This window comes from Hydrogenobacter sp. T-2 (assembly GCF_033971325.1).
Lineage (GTDB): Bacteria > Aquificota > Aquificia > Aquificales > Aquificaceae > Pampinifervens > Pampinifervens diazotrophicum.
This window is the reverse complement of the sequence record NZ_CP117180.1, coordinates 664,232-680,501: the sequence shown is the minus strand read 5'-3', so window position 1 is coordinate 680,501 and position 16,270 is coordinate 664,232. Positions and strand designations below refer to the sequence as shown.

Here is a 16,270-nt window from a genome sequence, read left to right as displayed (position 1 = left end):
AGACTTTCCTTCCATAGTTCGTGCAATAGCTGAGGGTAAGGTGCTTTATGTTATACCAAATGAAAATGAGCAATATAGTGGACAATGGCTTATAATACTATGCCTCAATTCCTATGTGTGGGAAGTGCCATATAGGATTGAAAAGGATTGTATAAAACTTATCACCGCATATCCAAGCAGAAAAAGAAGAAAGGAATACATGCTCAAATTTAACAAAGACCCTTGTCAAGATTGACCCATGAAAAAACTGTGTTATATTGTAGATATATGGAAACTTTGATATTACACAAAGGAAACTTAAGGCTAATGGCTCAAGAAACGCTACTGGCTTATAATGAGAAACTTTTGCCCTTTTTTGAAGAATACGGAGAGAGATACAGGAAAGTTTATCTACACAATAGGGATTATACTGACGAAAACCTAAGGGAAAACCCATACCTTGCTTTAGAGTTTTTCCTAAAGCATTCCTTCTATAGAGGAAGACGTCAAGAACTCTCCGATGAAATTTTTTCAAAGGTTAGCAGGGTCTTGTCAGATTTAGAAGACAAGGCAAAGCCCATAGAAGAGCTTAAAAACCACATAGAAAGTCTAAAAATACCCAAACCTGACGAAGAACACATTATATCTCTAATAGAATACATGAGAAAGTTTCCTGGAAACTATAATATCTATAACCACATAAAAGGGCTGATTGAGGAAAGCATTGAAAAGGCATATATGGAGCTTCGTAAGATTAAGCAAGTAGGTGAGAAAATAGCGTCCTTTATTCTTAGGGATGTTATACTGGTTGCGGGGTTGGAATTAAAAATAGAAAACCCAGAGTGCATAAAATACATATTCCCTCAGGATACTCATGTGAAGAAAGTTTTGGAAGGCTACTTTCCTACAGATACAGAAAAATTCTTCTATATATACCTTTTCCAATACCTGAATAAAAACAACAAAAACAATACGCTTACGGTAGCTAAAATAGCATCAGGTATGTGGTATGCCCACTTCCATGCCTTTGATATCCTTATGGAGGTAGTCCTTTACTCTCATCTATAACCAAACTTTTCTCTTAACCCTTCCTCCACATAAGGATGCAGGAGACCTTATGAAGGGTTTTCTCTTTTAAATCTACTTAGTAGTCCATAAAAGCCCAGAGTTCCTCCCTTCTGTAGAGAATATTGGCAAAGGGACACTACCCTTTACTTGAGGATATCCCTTTGCACCTCTTCCGCAGTGGGCAGTGTATCCATCCTCTTTACCTTGCTTGCGTAATACATCACAGGTATGAGCACGAGGGTGAGGGTTGTAGAGCCTATAGTTCCAAATATTAGAGATATGGCAAGACCGTTGAATATGGGGTCAAAGATTATAACAAAGGCACCCACTATAACCGCTATAGCGGTAAGAAGAATAGGTCTTGTCCTTATTACTCCTGCTTCTACCACCGCAAGGTGAGGTGGCACTCCGTCCTTTATCCTCTCTTCTGCAAAGTCCACCAAGAGGATAGAGTTTCTCACTATTATACCAGCCAAAGCTATAAAACCTATCATGGAGGTAGCAGTAAAGAAGGCATTCATTATAAGATGCCCTGGGATTATACCCACCAATGTGAGGGGTATGGGTGCCATGATTATACCTGGTATCTTAAAGTCTTTGAACCAAGCCAGTATGAGAACATACATGACAAAAAGGGCAACGCCAAAGGCTAAGCCAAGGTCTCTGAAGACCTCAAGGGTTATGTGCATCTCTCCGTCCCACTTAACATATACACCATCCTCTATAAGAGGCAGAGACATCCAAAGCTCCTTCACCTCTCCGTAGGGGTTGGGCAGGTTCTTTATCTTAGACCTCACGTCAAGTATGCCATAGAAGGGTGCTTCTTCTCTTCCCGCCACATCACCTATCACATAGACCACGCGCCTAAGGTTTTTACGGTATATGGTGGTGGGAATGGTGTCTTCCTTTATTTCCACAAGCTCTGAAAGGGGCACCCTTTTGCCATCTCTTGTGGGGATTTGTAGCATCTTTAGCGTATCTATGGTTCTATACTTTTCGTCAAACCTGACAATTATTGGCGTATGCTCTGTATCCGTGTTCTGCATTATGCCTGCTTGGTGTCCTCCGAGGAGGGCATGTAGCGTGTAAACTATCTCCTGCTTTGAGAGACCTGCCAACTTTGCCTTGTCTTCTTTTACCACAAGTCTAAGCATAGGGGCAGGGTCTTCAAGGTATATGCCTTCATCTGTTACGCTTTTGCTCTCCTTGAATACCTTAAGCACTTCTCTGGCAAACTCTTGTTGGACCTTGAGGTCTGTACCGTAGACTTCTGCTACGATGGGAGATAGCACGGGTGGTCCTGGTGGGACTTCCACAACCGCCACATACTTGGCACCGTATTTTTGTGCTATTTCATGAACCGCAGGTCTTATCCGCTTGGCAAAGTCGTGGGACTGTTCCTCGCGTTTGTCCTTGTTTATGAGATTTACTTGAATATCCGCAAGGTTTGAACCTTGACGCAAATAGTAGTGTCTTACAAGACCATTGAAGTTAAAGGGTGAGGATGTTCCCACATATACCTGATAGTCGGTCACTATGGATTGTCTTGAAATGTAGTCTCCTATGACTCTTGTTGCTTCAAGGGTTTTCTCGAGGGGTGTGCCCTCAGGCATGTCTATGACTATCTGAAGCTCGCTCTTGTTGTCATAAGGTAGCATCTTAACCACTACCGCTTTTGTGACCAAAAGACCCACCGAAAGACCCATAAGGGCAAAGGTAAAGGCATAAAAGGCATATCTTTTAGGCTTACTTGTAAGTAGAGGCACCATTAGACGAGAGTATATCTTCCAGAAGCTTGTCTCCTTTATGTTAATTTCGTGTTTTTCGTGTTCCTTGTCAAATTTATCTCTTAAAAGTATGTAGCTCGCCCATGGAGTTATGATAAAGGCAACCAGCAGGGAGAAGAACATGGCAACAGAAGCATTTATGGGTATTGGTCTCATGTAGGGACCCATAAGACCTGTCACGAAAGCCATGGGCATAAGGGCTGCGATAACGGTAAAGGTTGCTAATATGGTGGGGTTTCCTACCTCGTCTGTTGCTCTTACTATTGCTTCTCTTGGTGTTTTTGCTAACTTTAGCTCAAACCAGCGGTGCACGTTCTCCACTACCACTATGGCATCGTCCACAAGTATACCTATGGCAAAGATAAGGGCAAAGAGGGTAACCCTGTTTAGGGTAAAGCCAAAGACTTGACTGAGAAATAGGGCTATGGCAAGGGTTACAGGCACTGCGATGCCTACCACTATGGCTTCCTTAAAGCCAAGGGCGACTGCAATGAGAAGTATCACAGAGAAGGTGGCTATTATGAGCTTCTTTATAAGAGTGTCCGCCTTTTCTTTTGCGGTCTCTCCGTAGTTTCTCGTTATGGTTATGTTTAAGTCCTTAGGTATTATCTTACCCTTTAAGTGTTCTACAAGGTCAAGCACCTCCTTGGCTACCTCTACCGCATTGGTTCCTATCCTCTTAGAGACCGCTATGGTGACAGCAGGATAAAGCTCCCCAGGCTTTACCCCCTCAATACCCTTTTCCCTATGCTGAGGACCAAAGCCCATAAGCACGTAGTCTTTTATTTCAGAGGGACCATCCACTACTGTGGCTATATCCTTCATATAAACTGGTCTTGAATTGAAAACACCAACCACTATGTTTTCCACATCTTCCTTAGACCTTAAAAACTCTCCAGTTCTTACCACATACTCTTTCCCACCCTGGACTACCTTACCGCTTAGACCTTGTGCGTTGGCGGATTGTATAACCTGAGCTACATAGAGGGGAGAAATACCGTAAGCTGCCATTCTTTGTGGGTCAAGAATTATGCGAACTTGTCTTGGTCTGCCTCCCACCAAGAAAACATCCGCCACGTTTTGAACCTTTTTTATCTCGTTCTCAAGAGCTTCAGCTATTCGCCTCAGGTCATAATAGTCGTAGTTCTTACCCCAAAGGGTAAGGGTTAGTATAGGCACATCATCTATGGACTTGGGCTTTATAAGAGGTGGTAGGATAACTCCAGGGGGTGCCAAGTCCATCGCAGACATCATCTTGGTGTTTAGGTCCACAAGAGCCTTTACTGGGTTTGTGCCCACATAAAAACGTGCGGTTACCACCGCCATTCCTTCCATACTGGCGGAGTATATGTATTCAATATCCTTCAGTTCCCAAAGCTTTTTCTCAAGAGGTGCCACAACCCTCCTCTCCACCTCTTCAGGAGTAGCACCAGGATAGGCTATCATTATATCTATCATAGGAACCACTATCTGTGGCTCTTCCTCCTTTGGAGTGGTAATAACCGCAAATAGACCTAAGGCGAGAGAAACCAATATTAGGACAGGAGTTAGCTTTGAGTCTATAAAGTAGTTAGCAAGCCTTCCTGCAAAACCATACATGCTCAGCCTCCTACCCTACAACCTTCGCAGGCTTTTTCTATGCCCTCAATAACTATCCTTTCACCCTCTCTTAGACCCGATAGCACTTCCACCCTATCACCCCTTTTCTCACCGAGCTTTACAAATCTCAACTCAAGAGTATTATCAGGCTTTACTACCCAAACACCCGTGAAATCAAAGCGTCTTACTATAGCACTTTCTGGGACAAGGAGCACATCTACACTTTCGGGTATTAGAAGGCTTGTATACATACCGCTCTTAATCCCTTCCGCATTCTCTAACCTTACCTTGACCCTAAAGGTTCTCGTAGCAGGGTCAAGTGCAGGTGAAACTTCTACCACTTTACCCCTCAAAGTCTTTCCAAGTCCAGACACGCTTACCTCATACTCTTGACCTATTCTGACCTTACCCACAAACCTCTCTGGTAAGAAGGCTTCAAAGAAGTATGGAGGAGCTTCTACCACAAGGAGCGGATGACCAGGCACTGCAATGTCTCCCACATCTACCCTTTTTTGAACCACATAACCACTTACCGGTGATGTAATGTTGGCATACTTTATGTTACTTGCTATAGCTTGCCTTTGGCTTTGAACTGCCCTTACTCCCGCCCTTGCCTGTTCTACCTGTGCTTGTGCGGACTCAAACTGGGCTTTTACTTGGTCAAACTCCTGCTGAGTTATAGCTCCTTCCTTCAAGAGAGCAGAATACCTTTCAAAGGTTTTTCTCACCGCTTCGTAGTTTGCAATCGCAGACCTGAGTGCCTGCTCTGCCTGAGCTATCTGATGATTTACAGCCTCTGTCTGAGCCTGAATGTCTTCCGCATCTATGCTTACAAGAAGCTGACCAACCCTTACGCTATCGCCCTCCTTAACAAGAACGCTCTTTACCCTTCCCATAATTCTGGTGGAAACCTCTACTCTCTTGTCCGCTACTATCTGACCAGTATATGGACTTAGAACTTCTGAGAGCTTTTCCACAGTGCCAATGCTTATACCCTGAACCACCTTTGCCTCTTTGGAGATTTCACCAGCCTTTTCCTTCTTTGTGAGGAATCCCCCAAGCCAGACTACCATGGCAAGTATTATCAAAACAAAGACTGCATACTTTATCCAGCCCTTCATCTCTTTACCTCCTCCACAGAACCTGCATTATAAAGGACATCCATATAAGCCTTATGGCATGCGTTTATTGCCTGAACTCTTTCAAGTCTTGCCTTATCAAGCTCCGTTTGAGCGTCTAAGATATCTACCATTCTGGCAAGTCCGTTCCTATATCTTAGCTCCATAACCCTCAAAACCTCTTGACTTGCCCTTATTCTGTCTTCTGCGGACCTGAGCATATCAAGTGCGTTTTCATACTCCGCATAAGACCTATTGAGGTCAAAGAGGGCAGAATCCCTAAGGAGCTTTAACCTTTCTTGAAGGCTTGCTCTCCTCTCTAAGTTTGCCTGAGCCCTTCTTAGGGTTGTAAGCCCTGTGTCAAAGGTCCAGGACACGCTTACACCTGCGAGATAGCCCTTGCCGTCCGCACCAAGGGGGTGGTCCTTTGAGTTAAGGAAATACTGAGCGAAGGCAAAAACCTGCGGCAGGTTATCTGAAAGGGTAAACCTGTAGGCTTCTTCAAGCATCTTAAGCCTTTCTTCAAGAGCCTTTATGTCTTTTCTGTTTTGAACCTTTTCTCTGAGATGGTTTATATCTATCTGTGGGCAGTGTGCTACTTCTTGAACCTCAAAGTCTCCAAGAGGGACACCCACCACAAGCTCAAGACCCTTCTTTGCGGTTTGATAGCCTCTTATAGCCTTTTGTAAGTTTTCCTCAGCCTTTGAGAGGTATACCTTTGCTCTTAACACGTCAGAGAGCAATGCAAGACCAACCTTATGCATCTGCTCTGCGAGCCTAAGATGTTCCTTTGCATCTTCGACCGCCTGCTCTGCAACCTTTATGCTTTCTTTGGCAAGCACCGCATCCATGTAAGCGTTGTATACTTGCCTTATAACCTCTTCTTTCCTTCTTTCCGCCTCAAGGCTCACAGCCTTGTATTCATACTCCGCCATTTTCTGTGCGGACTGCACCTTGCCACCAAGCCATATGGGAACTTCAAGGGTAAACTTTGTCTCAAAGTTGTTTATAGCCTTTGGATTGTTTAGTCTTGCAGGGTCAAAGTCCTGCATGGTTATCCTTTCCTGATTTAACCTGCTCATAAAGGCATAGGCTGGCACATCGGTTCTTGTGAAGGTCTCTTCCACCTTTATTCTGGGAAAGAGAGCACCCTTTGCCGCCTTTAGCTCCAGCTCCTGAGCCTTAATATCCCTCTGTGCGGACTTTATAAGGTAATTGTTTCTAATGGCGAGCTCTATAGCCTCTCTTAGTTCAAGCTCCCTTGCCAGAGCCAAACTCAAAAGCGTTAGAAGGAAAACCACTATTCTCATAGCTTATCACCGTATAATTATATCATTATATTCTAATATGTCAAGCATCACTTAACAACCTCTTAATAGTATTTATAGCGTATAGCCTAATCTTCGTAGAACTGACATCGTCCACATCTACTTCAAAAGATAGCTTTGAAGTAGAGGTGTTTTCCTCCATTATACCTACAAGCCTTGCACTACCAGATACTCCCGAAAGCTCTTCCCTACCCGTAATTTTGAAATCTAATCTCTTATTTAGCATTTCTGGTATTATGGAGGTATCTGTCACCACAAGAGAGAAACCGCCTTCTGATATATCAAGAGGCACAAAGGCACGGAAGACACCGTCAATTTTAAGAAGAACCATAAAGGTTTGATCCTTTTGGACTGGAACCCTTGGTTTGCTCCTATCTCCAAGTTTCCCTTCACCTGTGTAGAAGATGTTTACTATTATCTGGTTGCTTTTACCTACTATTCTTCCCGGAATAACGAAGCTCATGTATCCAAGGTTTATAATGTCTCCTGTCAATATAAACCTTCCCGCCAAGGGCGTTGTCTTCAGATAAAGCATACCCTCCTGATATTTGAGTTTCTCAAGCCTTGTATGGAAGAGGATGCCACCTTCAAGTATCTTATAAACATCAACAAACTTTGCCATTAATCATCCCCTCCACTAACTGCTCCATACTCATACCTCTTGAACCTTTAAAAAGTATAACCGCTTTTTCATGAATATTCCAAAGAAGCCAACGAAGAACTTGCTCATGAGATTTAAAAAAGAAGCACCCTTCCTTACGCTTTCTGCACTCTTCGTAAGCATGCCTCATATTCTCTCCAAAGAAAAGACACACATCTATACCAAGCTCTGCACAGAGCCTTCCCACTTCCCTATGGTATTTCTCAGAGTCCGCTCCAAGCTCTAACATATCACCTAAGACCGCAATTTTTTTATCATTGAAAAGGCTCAAACTTCTCAGAGCCATCCTTACAGAGGGAGGGTTCGCATTGTAGGCGTCATCTATGAGGAGTAGGTCTTGCTTCCTTAGGATGCGAAAACGACCTTCCACTGGGTGAAAGTCCGAAAGGTGTCCACAAAGACCCTTCCAGTTTATACCCAAAGCCTCAAGTATGACAAGGGCACAGAGGGCATTCTCTACTATCGCAAGACTTGGCACTGGAATAAAGACTTGCACTCCGTCCACTATAAAGCTCACACCCTCCTCGGAAAGCTTTAGGTCTTCCGCTTTGAACTTGCCATCTCCAAAAACCAACTTTCTGGGTATATGGTAGCAGTGAGATACATAAGCAGGGCATATGCCACAATCTTCCTCCTGCATCTGGTAGAACACTTCGCCGTTTCCAAGCACCACATCATCAAGGCATCCAAAGGTCTCAAGATGCTCTTCGCCTATGGCGGTTATTGCTCTTATGTGTGGCTTTACCAGTTCCACGAGCCTCTTTACATCTCCCTTTTGGCTTGCACCCATCTCTACAACCCAGAAATCACAGTCCTCTTCAAAGTTAGCTACAGAGAGAGGGACACCGATTTGGGAATTGTAGTTTCTGGGCGTTTTGCAAACCTTTCCTACCTTAGAAAGCAAAAAGGCGGTAAGTTCCTTCGTGGTGGTTTTGCCTGCAGACCCTGCAATGGCAACAACCTTTCCCTTAAAGTTTTCCCTCTTCCAACTTGCAAACCTTCTTAGAGCTTTCAAGGCACTTTCCACTATTATCTGAGGAGTATCCTTTGGTAGCTCAAGCTCTCTCTCACAGATAACCCCCGCCGCTCCTTTCTGAATTGCCTGCAAGGCATAGTCATGTCCATCGTGGACCTTGCCCTTTATTGCCACAAACAGCTGACCCTCTTGCACGCTTCTACTGTCTATTGAGAAACCACTAAAAGAAGCAGGCTTCCCAATATGCCTTCCTCCAAGAAGCTTAGCTAACTCAAGAGTAGTTAACAGCATATCAACACCTACCCCCTTGTAGTTTCTAATTTTGGAGGCAGTTTCAAGCCTTTAAACCATAAAAGAGCAAACAGTCCCCATATGGACACCAAAAGAAGTGCAAGGCTTATCATATACATGTAGCCATGCTTTAATGCATAACCTCCCCACATACCACCTGCAAAAGCTCCAAGAAACTGGGTAGTGTTGAAAAATCCAAGAGAAAGACCTCTCAGGTCTTTGTGTGTTAGCCTTGTAAGTAGGGACGGCACAAGAGCCTCAAGTATGTTAAAGCCCACGAAAAAGAAAAGCACCATAAAAACTATCCCCCAGAAGTTTTCAATAAAGGTAAAGGAAAGAAAAGAAAGTCCAAGGAACATAACCGCAAGCATAAACACCTCTTTAAACCTACCTCTCTTTTCTGCAAGTATTACCGCAGGGACCATGATGGCAAGGGCTATAACTATCGTAGGTAAGTATATCTCCCAATGCTTTATTTTAGGATAGTTATACAGATAAACAAGCTCATAAGGCACTACGGTAAATATAAGGACCATAAGGGCATGAGTCAGAGCTATGGAGAAGTTAAGAAAGAGCTGGTTTCTGTCTGTGAGGAGAAGAGTGATGTTTTTTAGGGATGGGTTTATTTCCCGCTCTTTAGCCCTCTGGGAAGGCTCAGGAACTTTTAGCATAAGCAATGCGGTTGCCACAAGGCTCAAAAAAGCGGTAAGGAAAAAGAGAAAGGGAACTCCAAACTTACCCGCAAGAACTGGAGCTACTGTTAAACTCAAAGCAAAGGTAAGTCCAATAGAAGCACCTATGTGGGCAAAAGCCCTTGTCCTTACCTCTTCCCTCGTAAGGTCTGCAGAAAGGGCTACCATGGCAGAGGATACCGCACCAAAACCCTGTAGAAAACGGGCAAAGACCATGCTCCATATGTTTGAAACAAGACCAGCCATGAAACTCCCAAGAGCGTATGTAATCATGCCTACAAAGATAATGGGCTTTCTTCCATACTTATCGGAGAGATATCCGAAGGGTATCTGAAGCATGGCTTGTGCAAGACCGTATATGCCTATGGCAAGACCAATAAGCGTTGGAGTAGCTCCTTCAAGAGTCCCAAGGTAAGGAGAAAGAACAGGAAGAAGCAAGAAAAGACCGAGCATACGCACCATAACCGCAAAGGTTATGCTAAGAACTACCTTCCTTTCCTGTGGTGTGAAGTCCTCTAACATAACTAAAATTGTTTGAGAAACCTCAGGTTGTTTTCATAGAAGAGCTTTATGTTGTCTATGCCAAAGTAGAGCATGGCGAGCCTTTCCACACCCATTCCAAAGGCAAAGCCCTGATACTCCTCTGGGTCTATCTGGCAGTTTTTGAGGACCTGAGGGTGGACCATGCCACAGCCCATCACCTCAAGCCACCCGCTTCCCTTGCAAACCCTACAACCACTACCACCACAGATAACACAGCCTATGTCTACTTCTGCAGAAGGCTCTGTAAAAGGAAAGTAAGAAGCCCTAAAACGGACAGGCACATCCACTTCAAAAAATTCTTTCAAAAAGGTCTCTATAGTGTATTTCATGTGTCCAAAGCTAATGTCTCTATCTACCGCAAGCCCTTCCACTTGGTGAAACATAGGCGAATGGGTTGGGTCGTCATCCCTTCTGTAGACCTTGCCCGGTGCCATTATGTATATGGGTGGCTTTTGAGAGAGCATGGTTCTTATCTGCACAGGAGAGGTGTGCGTCCTTAAGAGATAGCCCTCTTTGTTTACATAGAAGGTGTCCTGCATCTCCCTTGCAGGATGCTCCTTTGGAATGTTTAACATGTCAAAGTTATACTCTTCAAGCTCTATCTCTGGACCTTCCATTACAGAAAAGCCCATACTAACAAAGATGTCCCTTATTCTTTTCATGGTCTGAGTTATGGGATGAAGGCTTCCAAGTTCTGTCTCAAGAGGCACAGAAAGGTCAATCCACTCCTGAGAGAGTCTCTTTTCAATCTCAAGGGCTTTGAGCTCCTCTTCCTTTTTCTTGAATAGCTCTTCCGCAAACTCCTTTAGCCTGTTTACCCTAAGCCCGTATTCTTTTCTTTCTTCTGGTGGCACTTCCCTTATGCGTGCTATGGCTTGGGTTATGAGACCATTTTTCCCGAGATATTTTGCCTTGAGCTGTTGCAGTTGGCTGAGGTCTTTTATAGCCTCTATACTACCTTCAAGCTCTTCTTGAACTTTCTGAAAATCTATCATACAGGTTGTGCCAGCGCTTCCTTTGCCTTCTCCACTATCTTGGAGAATCCTTCTGGGTCTCTTACTGCCATTTCTGCGAGCATCTTCCTGTTTAGGGTTATACCAGCTTTTGATAGACCATTCATAAACTTGCTATAAGAGAAACCATGAGCCCTGACCGCTGCGTTTATACGAGCAATCCAGAGCCTTCTAAACTGTCTCTTTCTTTGCCTTCTATCTCTATACTGATACTGAAGAGCCCTAAAGACATATTCCTTCGCCCTTCTGTATACGTTCTTACGCTGACCTCTAAAGCCCTTTGCCAACTTTAGTATCTTCTTCTTAAACTTCCTTGAGGATGGACCCTTTACACGCATATTTGCCTCCTACAGTTTTCTGACAACTGAATTTTTAATTATAGCACAGACAAACCGCAGTCGCTGGAATATTTCCACCCTGCTACGGAAATAGGTAAAAATGCACTACCGCCACTTGGAGAAAAAATGCTTGCTTCCGGCGATGGACCTATGTTATTATAGTAGTTGCTGCTGAAGGTTTTTTAGCGTTACAGGGTAACGGGTTTTAGTTGCCAATTGTGGGATTGAAAGACCTCTCCATGCGGTATGCGGTGAATATAAGGACATGGTTTTAGTTGCCAATTGTGGGATTGAAAGACGGTAGGCGGTAGAATGGTTTAGGTTTATCTTGTCGTTTTAGTTGCCAATTGTGGGATTGAAAGTACAACCATTCAAAACCAAGTTTGCCGTCCCCGTTCGGTTTTAGTTGCCAATTGTGGGATTGAAAGTCATTAGCCCTAGCCCATACCACCACGGATAGTCACGTTTTAGTTGCCAATTGTGGGATTGAAAGAATACAAATAGCACTGGCATGTCGGGATGATAGTCAGTTTTAGTTGCCAATTGTGGGATTGAAAGAACGTAAGATAACCCTACTTTTTTTGTCGGTTGCATCAGTTTTAGTTGCCAATTGTGGGATTGAAAGAAGGCTGGAAGACAGGATGGAGAAATTTTTTGACAGACGTTTTAGTTGCCAATTGTGGGATTGAAAGTGTATACGGACGGCTTTATCTGGGCAAAGATGTTAGGTTTTAGTTGCCAATTGTGGGATTGAAAGAGCAATTCCGAGACCTGCGAGGGAGTGGATAGTGGCAAGTTTTAGTTGCCAATTGTGGGATTGAAAGGTGGGCAAAGGTATAAACGGGCTTTTGTTTGATATTTGTTTTAGTTGCCAATTGTGGGATTGAAAGAAGCAGGAAACAGTACAAGCAAGCATAAAGACAAGCATGTTTTAGTTGCCAATTGTGGGATTGAAAGAAGGCTTAGAAAGGTAAACGACTATATGCGTTTTAGTTTTAGTTGCCAATTGTGGGATTGAAAGATCATGTTTCCCCTCCATTCCCATTTAGTAAGCCCTCGTTTTAGTTGCCAATTGTGGGATTGAAAGGAGGATGGCAAGAGAGATAATGCAAGACTTAAAACTGTGTTTTAGTTGCCAATTGTGGGATTGAAAGCTCAACCACCTTGCAAGCCAGTTAAGAAACAAAACAGTTTTAGTTGCCAATTGTGGGATTGAAAGAAGAATACAACCTTGAAAACCTATCGCAAGAGAAAAACCGTTTTAGTTGCCAATTGTGGGATTGAAAGGTAGTTGGAATTGCAAAACGAACTTGAGGGCATTTCGTTTTAGTTGCCAATTGTGGGATTGAAAGCTGTTAAGCCCGAGGACATAAAACACTACGCACAACTTGTTTTAGTTGCCAATTGTGGGATTGAAAGTTTTTATATTAATATTGCTCAAGTCCTTGTCTGTCAAGTTTTAGTTGCCAATTGTGGGATTGAAAGAAGCACTTTATCTTGGCTTATTGCTCCTGTGAGGGAGGTTTTAGTTGCCAATTGTGGGATTGAAAGACACTACCGCCAGCTTCTTGTCTTACCTCTACGTTGCGTTTTAGTTGCCAATTGTGGGATTGAAAGGTGTTTTGTATGTAAGCGACATATTTATCTGGCAAGGTTTTAGTTGCCAATTGTGGAATTGAAAGAAGACGGCATTAGTCTGCAGGATGTCCCAGAGCATGGTTTTAGTTGCCAATTGTGGGATTGAAAGATTTCTCCAAACTGCCACGCGTCATTAGGGCTTAGTCGTTTTAGTTGCCAATTGTGGGATTGAAAGATTACACCAACCTTAAGATATCTGCTTATGTAGTAAAGTTTTAGTTGCCAATTGTGGGATTAAGAAGGAATAATTACATCTGTGGTCGTTTTTCAGATATCCCTTATAATTTCCTCCGCATGGTAAGAAGACCGGGCAAGGGGTTTGGAGAGAACCCCTTCAAATCCCATCTCAAGTGCTATCTCTTCAAGTTTTTTGAAGTCTTCTTCATGATAGAGTTTTTTCACAGGATAATGTTTGGGGCTTGGTCTGAGATATTGACCTATAACAAGGATGGTGACTCCCACACCTCTCAGGTCTTCCATGGTCTTTATTACCTCCTCCCAGCTTTCACCAAAGCCGAGCATTATGCCAGACTTTACGGGAGAGACCCTGCTTTCTGAGTAAAACTTGAGAACCTTAAGGCTCCTTCTGTAGTCTCCTTTGGGTCTAACCTCTCTGAAAACACCCTCCACCGTCTCTATATTATGCGAAAGCACATCAGGCTTTGCCCCCACTATCTGCTCAAGGGCTCTCTCAGAGCCCTGAAAGTCCGGCGTTAACACCTCTATTCTTAGATTGCTATCTCTGGACTTTAAAAACTCCACGCATCTTTTAAAGTGTTCCGCACCGTAATCTGGCAAGTCATCCCTGTCTACGGAAGTAATCACTACGTGTTTTAGCCCAAGCTCCTTTACCGCATAGTATAGTCTTACAGCTTCTGATGGGTCTGGTGGTTTTGGCTTTCCAGTAGATACATGGCAATACTTACAGGCTCTTGTGCAAACATTTCCTAATATAAGAAAGGTTGCGGTTCCTTTTGAAAAGCATTCCCCCATATTGGGACAAAGAGATTCTTCACAAACAGTGTTGAGAGAATATTTTTTGACAATTTCCGATGTTCTTTTGATAAGTTCTACCTGTGGTGCCTTAACCGAGAACATACTTTAAAAGCTCCCTTTTGCCCTTGCCTTCCTTTGAAGAGGCCAAGACCACCTCTGCGTCAGATACTTCCCTTAACCTCTTTAGACTTGAGCTAATCTCCTTCTGGCTTGCTCTGTCGCACTTGGTAAGAGCTATGACATAAGGAAGTCTAAGACTCTGTAACCATTGGATGCTTTCTATATCAAGCTCTGTAGGACCTACAAGACTATCAACGAGCAAAACTACCAGCTTTATATTCTTCCAGCAGGTATGGAAGTAGTTTTCTATGACCCTTTTCCATTCATCCCTTAGCCTTTTTGAAACCTTGGCATATCCATAACCCGGCAAGTCTACAAGGTATAGGTCATACTCTTCAAGCAGGAAAAAGTTTATAGCTCTTGTTCTACCCGGTTCTTTGCTTACTCTTGCTATGTCCTGCCCTACGAGCATGTTTATCAAAGAGGACTTTCCCACGTTTGACCTTCCCACAAAGACCACATGCCTTAGCTCATCTTCTGGAAAGTTTTCAAAAAAGCTCCCTACAAACCTAACCCTCATATCATCCTGCTTTTTTCCAAACTCTCCTTTACTTCACCCACAAGATAGAGAGAGCCAAGAACCAATAAGTCTTCCTTTATTTCCAAGACCTGCTCCGCACTATCAAGAAAAAGCATTTCCCTAAAGCCCATTTCCTTTGCCTTTTCGTATAGCTTTGTCAAATCTTCACCTCTGTGATGCTTTAAGGGAACCAAGTAGACCCTCTCTGAAAGCTCTCTTAGGTAAGAAAGAGAAAGCTCCCACTCCTTATCCCTAAGGGCGGTAAAAACAGGTGTAAGGCTTCCAAAGTGCCTTTTTACTTCCTTTACAACCCTTGCCACGCCGTCTGGATTATGAGCTCCATCAAGCAAAAGCAAAGGATTTTCTCTCACTACCTCCATCCTTCCTTCCCACCTTGTGTCCCTTAGTGCCTTTTTGAGAGGCTCTTCTTTCAAATCAATCAAAAGCCCCACAGCTCTTATGGCAAGGCTTGCATTGTCTATTTGATATTTACCCCACAGACCAAGCTCTGCATTTCTAAGCTCTACTTTTTCATCTTGATAAAAGTCTAATATGGTCCTTGTCCCCTCAACCCTTCCCGCAGAGAAAAAGTCTATACCCGCCACCCATAGGTCCCTTATATCGCATAGCTCAAGGGCTTTCGTGTAAAGTGGATACCTCATGCTTCCCAAAACTAAGGGCTTTCCCCTTTTGTATATACCCAGCTTTTCTACCGCTCTACTTTCGCAGTCTTTTCCGAGCCACCTTGTATGGTCTCTTTGCACGTTGGTTATTACGCATACTTCAGGTTGGCAAACCTTTGTAGCATCCCACCTTCCACCCATTCCTACTTCGAAAACCGCAAAGTCTACTCCTTCTTCCTCAAAGTATAGTAGTGCTACAAGAGTGCAGGCTTCAAAGTATGTAAGCTCAAACCTCTCAAAAACTTCCCTTAGCTCTTTCACATACTCTGAAAGCCTCTCTTCGGATATCTTCTCTCCGTTTATCCTCCACCTTTCTCGCTCCTCAAAAAGATGTGGAGATACAAACCATCCTACTTTGTAGCCATGATGCTTAAGTATGTTTTGAGCAAAGGCACAGGTAGAACCCTTCCCGTTAGTCCCACCTACTTGAAGAGAGGTATAGGAAGGTTTAAAGGAAAGATAGCTTACCGCCCTTTCTATTCTATCCAGAGTGGGGACTATTTGATAGTCTTTGCCCTCATAAAGGTCGTAAATCCGCATAAGGATAAATTATAGCCCCCCGAAGGGGGAAGGTTTAAGACAAGACTCTTACGTTCTTTGCCCTTAAGCCCTTTGTATCCTGTTCTACTTCAAACTCAACCCTTTGCCCTTGTTCAAGGGTTTTAAAGCCTCTTTGCTGTATGGCGGAGAAGTGGACAAACACATCCCCTTGATTGTCATCTCGGGTTATAAAGCCATAACCCTTTTCCTTGCTGAACCATTTAACTGTGCCTGTGAGTGACATGGAACAAAAACCTCCTGAAAAGTTATTACCGAGCAAGTTAGAAAGGTAGGCGCCCTCCCTTTCTTTACTTACTCTGAGATAATCATAAGCCATCCCCTTGTCTTTGTCAAGGGGTAGGCATATAATTAAAAGTCAA

13 protein-coding genes and 1 CRISPR repeat array are annotated in these 16,270 nt (G+C 43.5%); of the genes, 1 reads left to right on the top strand and 12 read right to left on the bottom strand.

What is annotated here, in order from left to right; translation table 11 throughout:
* The first annotated feature begins 267 nt into the window (after nt 1–267).
* Nucleotides 268–1,047: a hypothetical protein gene (locus IAE16_RS04010; RefSeq protein WP_323701440.1), complete on the top strand. Its 780-nt coding sequence runs from the start codon at nt 268–270 to the stop codon at nt 1,045–1,047.
* A 143-nt stretch (nt 1,048–1,190) separates the two neighbouring features.
* On the opposite strand, the gene IAE16_RS04005 is transcribed toward IAE16_RS04010, so the two are convergent.
* From IAE16_RS04005 to IAE16_RS03950, 12 genes are all read right to left on the bottom strand, one after another.
* Nucleotides 1,191–4,433 (bottom strand): efflux RND transporter permease subunit, encoded by a 3,243-nt coding sequence (locus IAE16_RS04005; RefSeq protein WP_323701439.1) that lies wholly within the window; start codon nt 4,431–4,433, stop codon nt 1,191–1,193.
* Between the two features lie 2 nt (nt 4,434–4,435).
* Complete coding sequence (locus tag IAE16_RS04000) at nt 4,436–5,554, bottom strand: efflux RND transporter periplasmic adaptor subunit (protein ID WP_323701437.1); 1,119 nt, start codon at nt 5,552–5,554, stop codon at nt 4,436–4,438.
* Nucleotides 5,551–6,861 carry a TolC family protein gene (locus IAE16_RS03995; protein ID WP_323701436.1) on the bottom strand — a complete coding sequence of 437 codons (1,311 nt, stop codon included), beginning with the start codon at nt 6,859–6,861 and terminating at the stop codon, nt 5,551–5,553. The genes IAE16_RS04000 and IAE16_RS03995 overlap by 4 nt, the downstream gene beginning before the upstream one ends.
* A 40-nt stretch (nt 6,862–6,901) precedes the next feature.
* Complete coding sequence (locus IAE16_RS03990; protein WP_323701435.1) at nt 6,902–7,501, bottom strand: DUF8089 domain-containing protein; 600 nt, start codon at nt 7,499–7,501, stop codon at nt 6,902–6,904.
* Entirely contained in the window at nt 7,485–8,807 is a 1,323-nt protein-coding gene (locus IAE16_RS03985) for a UDP-N-acetylmuramoyl-tripeptide--D-alanyl-D-alanine ligase (RefSeq protein ID WP_323701434.1), read from the bottom strand. The genes IAE16_RS03990 and IAE16_RS03985 overlap by 17 nt, the downstream gene beginning before the upstream one ends.
* Before the next feature lie 8 nt (nt 8,808–8,815).
* Complete coding sequence (locus tag IAE16_RS03980; protein WP_323701433.1) at nt 8,816–10,021, bottom strand: MFS transporter; 1,206 nt, start codon at nt 10,019–10,021, stop codon at nt 8,816–8,818.
* A gap of 2 nt (nt 10,022–10,023) precedes the next feature.
* Complete coding sequence (pheS, locus tag IAE16_RS03975; protein WP_323701432.1) at nt 10,024–11,037, bottom strand: phenylalanine--tRNA ligase subunit alpha; 1,014 nt, start codon at nt 11,035–11,037, stop codon at nt 10,024–10,026.
* Nucleotides 11,034–11,393 carry a 50S ribosomal protein L20 gene (gene rplT / locus IAE16_RS03970; protein ID WP_323701431.1) on the bottom strand — a complete coding sequence of 120 codons (360 nt, stop codon included), beginning with the start codon at nt 11,391–11,393 and terminating at the stop codon, nt 11,034–11,036. The genes pheS and rplT overlap by 4 nt, the downstream gene beginning before the upstream one ends.
* A gap of 202 nt (nt 11,394–11,595) precedes the next feature.
* Nucleotides 11,596–13,272: a CRISPR direct-repeat array (repeat unit 29 nt; unit sequence GTTTTAGTTGCCAATTGTGGGATTGAAAG).
* Nucleotides 13,273–13,298: 26 nt separating this feature from the next.
* Entirely contained in the window at nt 13,299–14,129 is an 831-nt protein-coding gene (gene lipA / locus IAE16_RS03965) for a lipoyl synthase (RefSeq protein WP_323701430.1), read from the bottom strand.
* A complete protein-coding gene (gene yihA / locus IAE16_RS03960) occupies nt 14,116–14,667 on the bottom strand; it encodes a ribosome biogenesis GTP-binding protein YihA/YsxC (RefSeq protein WP_323701429.1) in 552 nt (183 codons plus the stop codon). The genes lipA and yihA overlap by 14 nt, the downstream gene beginning before the upstream one ends.
* Nucleotides 14,664–15,890 (bottom strand): bifunctional folylpolyglutamate synthase/dihydrofolate synthase, encoded by a 1,227-nt coding sequence (locus tag IAE16_RS03955; RefSeq protein WP_323701428.1) that lies wholly within the window; start codon nt 15,888–15,890, stop codon nt 14,664–14,666. The genes yihA and IAE16_RS03955 overlap by 4 nt, the downstream gene beginning before the upstream one ends.
* 34 nt (nt 15,891–15,924) lie before the next feature.
* Complete coding sequence (locus tag IAE16_RS03950) at nt 15,925–16,134, bottom strand: cold-shock protein (RefSeq protein WP_173834248.1); 210 nt, start codon at nt 16,132–16,134, stop codon at nt 15,925–15,927.
* Between the last annotated feature and the right edge of the window lie 136 nt (nt 16,135–16,270).